The organism is Bacteroidota bacterium, from assembly GCA_034723125.1.
Classification (GTDB): domain Bacteria; phylum Bacteroidota; class Bacteroidia; order CAILMK01; family JAAYUY01; genus JAYEOP01.
Map to the genome: position 1 here is coordinate 1 of JAYEOP010000337.1, position 2,555 is coordinate 2,555.

Genomic DNA, 2,555 nt, shown 5'->3' on the forward strand with positions numbered 1-2,555 from the left:
TTTTGATCTGTGGCCTTCGGAAGAAAGCAATACGCAAGTTCGTAAATCTGTACACTGATTGAAAACCTTCGGAAGCAAATTATGAGGAGGTTCAAAAAAACGTACACTGTTATAAAGCCCATTCAGGCAAAAATTAATAGCAAATTGAAAATGTTGTGCTCTGATTTAAAATCATTAAAAAAGAGCAGGAATTGGCAAATTACAAAATATTACCAGATTGGCCCTGCGGGAATACACATTATCGAAACCCAACAATTACATTCACGCTGACCCGCACCACTTGCCACCTTTTGTAATAGATTAAGCGCTTTTACTTCTGCCAACTCTTTACATGGCGACATGGCGGTCAGGTGATGTTTGACGTTGGGCTCTAAGAAAAATTTATAGATGAAACAAAATATTGATATTCAATCGGCAGTACATAATTTAGAGATTCAACTGAATAAAGCATCCAGTCAGTTCTATGAATGGACAGTGCGAGGTCAAGAAAAATCGATTGCCCCAGCATGGATCATTGAAGCATGTTTTTTGCAACTGCTGTGTTTATCTGAACTCCTGAATTTAACAGAATTTCATAAAATGGTGTATAATGAATATACCACAATTAAAGAATCACAATATGGCTTTAACTCTGGGGATGTTGATCCAGATGGAGATCCGTACTCAACAGTGATAGGGCGTATTAGGTGCTTTAGCCGAGCATTAATAAATCTATTCCCTGAAGATAAAATAACTACCGTTAGAAAAGATTTATTGCAAATAATCCGTGACATACATTACGTGATAACAGATAGCGCAGTATTTCAAAATCCCCCAAACAATGAAAACGATGTTCATCTCAGAATTGAAGCTGTTTTAAAGTGTGTATTTCCTGACCTAAAGCATAAGCCAGTTCTTACAAAACAAATAAAAAATTTCATTCCAGACACAGGAATACCGTCTCTCCAAACATTGATTGAGTATAAATATTTATCCAAAAAAGCTGATGTAGGAATTATAGCAGACCAACTATTAGCTGATACTCGTGGGTATACTGCAAATGATTGGTCCCGTTATTTATATGTTATCTATGAAACAAATCGGTTTCGAACGGAATCTGATTGGAATCTATTCCTGAGAGAAGCTGAAGTTTCACAAAACACAACCATAGTTGTTTTAGGTGGTGAACAGCCATCTAAAAAAAAATAGCTCAAACGTTGGGCTTCAAATAAATTATCTTAACAATACTAAGAAAGCATGAAACAAGATGATGCTCGAAAAATTCTCCAACAAGGGCATAATGTATTGCTTACTGGTGCCGCTGGAAGTGGGAAAACATATTTACTTGAATCGTTTGCTAATTGGGCAAGAGACCAAAAAAGCAAAGTTTCAGTCACTGCGACTACAGGTTTAGCCGCAACAAATATTAATGGTACAACTATTCACAACTGGAGTGGCATTGGCGTTAGAAACCAAACACAATTAGAAGATAAAGATACAATACGCAATATTGTGAATAACATGTTGCCACGCTATCAACAGGCCATTAAAAGAACAGATATTTTAATCATTGACGAAGTTAGCATGTTGCATAGTTACCAACTTGAAGCAATAGACAAAATAGTCAGGGGGGTGCGTGAGAATCAGAATTTATTTGGAGATATGCAAGTTGTTTTATGCGGCGATTTTTTTCAACTATCCCCAATAACACAACGAGGTGAGCAATTACACTTTATCATAGAATCCACTGCCTATCAAAATGGAAAATTCGAAGTTTGTTACCTTGAAGAATTCTATCGCCACAACAAAGATGATTCTCTAACAAAGCTATTAAATGCTATCCGAGCAAACAATTTTACTCGTATTCATTGGAACATTCTAAACAGTCGGATAAATAAGCAATTACACGCATCAACAATAACCAAAATTTGTACAACTAACAAGCAAGCTGACGATATTAATAAAATTCACCTTGATGAATTACCTGGCGACAGTAAAGAATATATTCAGCAGAGTGAAGGTGAAGGTCAGCCGATGCGGGAACTATTAAAAATATGTAAAAACAAAGTGGTACCACAATTGTACCTTAAAGTTGGGTCAGTTGTCATGTTTAACAAAAATGAGCCAACAGGCAAGTATTTCAATGGAAGTTTGGGTAAAGTAGTTTCATTTAGTGACGATGGTTGGCCAAATGTCCAACTAAACGATAAAATTGAAGATGAACAAATTGTGCCGGGTAAATTACTAAATGACATTAAATTTACAGATTTCTACACCGAAGATGAGAATGGGCAAAGATTAGCAACAATAAGACAACTACCGCTGAAACTGGCATGGGCTATTACTGTACATAAAAGTCAAGGAATGACAATTGACGCTGCAAGAATTGATCTGTCAAATACTTTTGCAGATGGTCTAGGGTATGTCGCATTATCAAGAGTGCGAAGTATACAAGATTTATCAATAACAGGAATAAATAATAGAGCTGTTAGAGTTAATCAAATAGCATTAAGTCTTGAAAATCGTTTACAGGAATTATCAGCACGAACACAAAATCTTATACATGACGATGAGAA

The 2,555-nt window shown here is 35.9% G+C and carries 2 protein-coding genes; both read left to right on the forward strand.

Annotated elements, in window-relative coordinates; genetic code table 11:
* The first annotated feature begins 387 nt into the window (after positions 1-387).
* Positions 388-1,188 carry a hypothetical protein gene (locus U9R42_09250; GenBank protein MEA3496206.1) on the forward strand — a complete coding sequence of 267 codons (801 nt, stop codon included), beginning with the start codon at positions 388-390 and terminating at the stop codon, positions 1,186-1,188.
* Between the two features lie 48 nt (positions 1,189-1,236).
* Positions 1,237-2,555 (forward strand): AAA family ATPase (locus U9R42_09255; protein MEA3496207.1); only part of this gene is annotated, 1,319 nt, incomplete at its 3' end.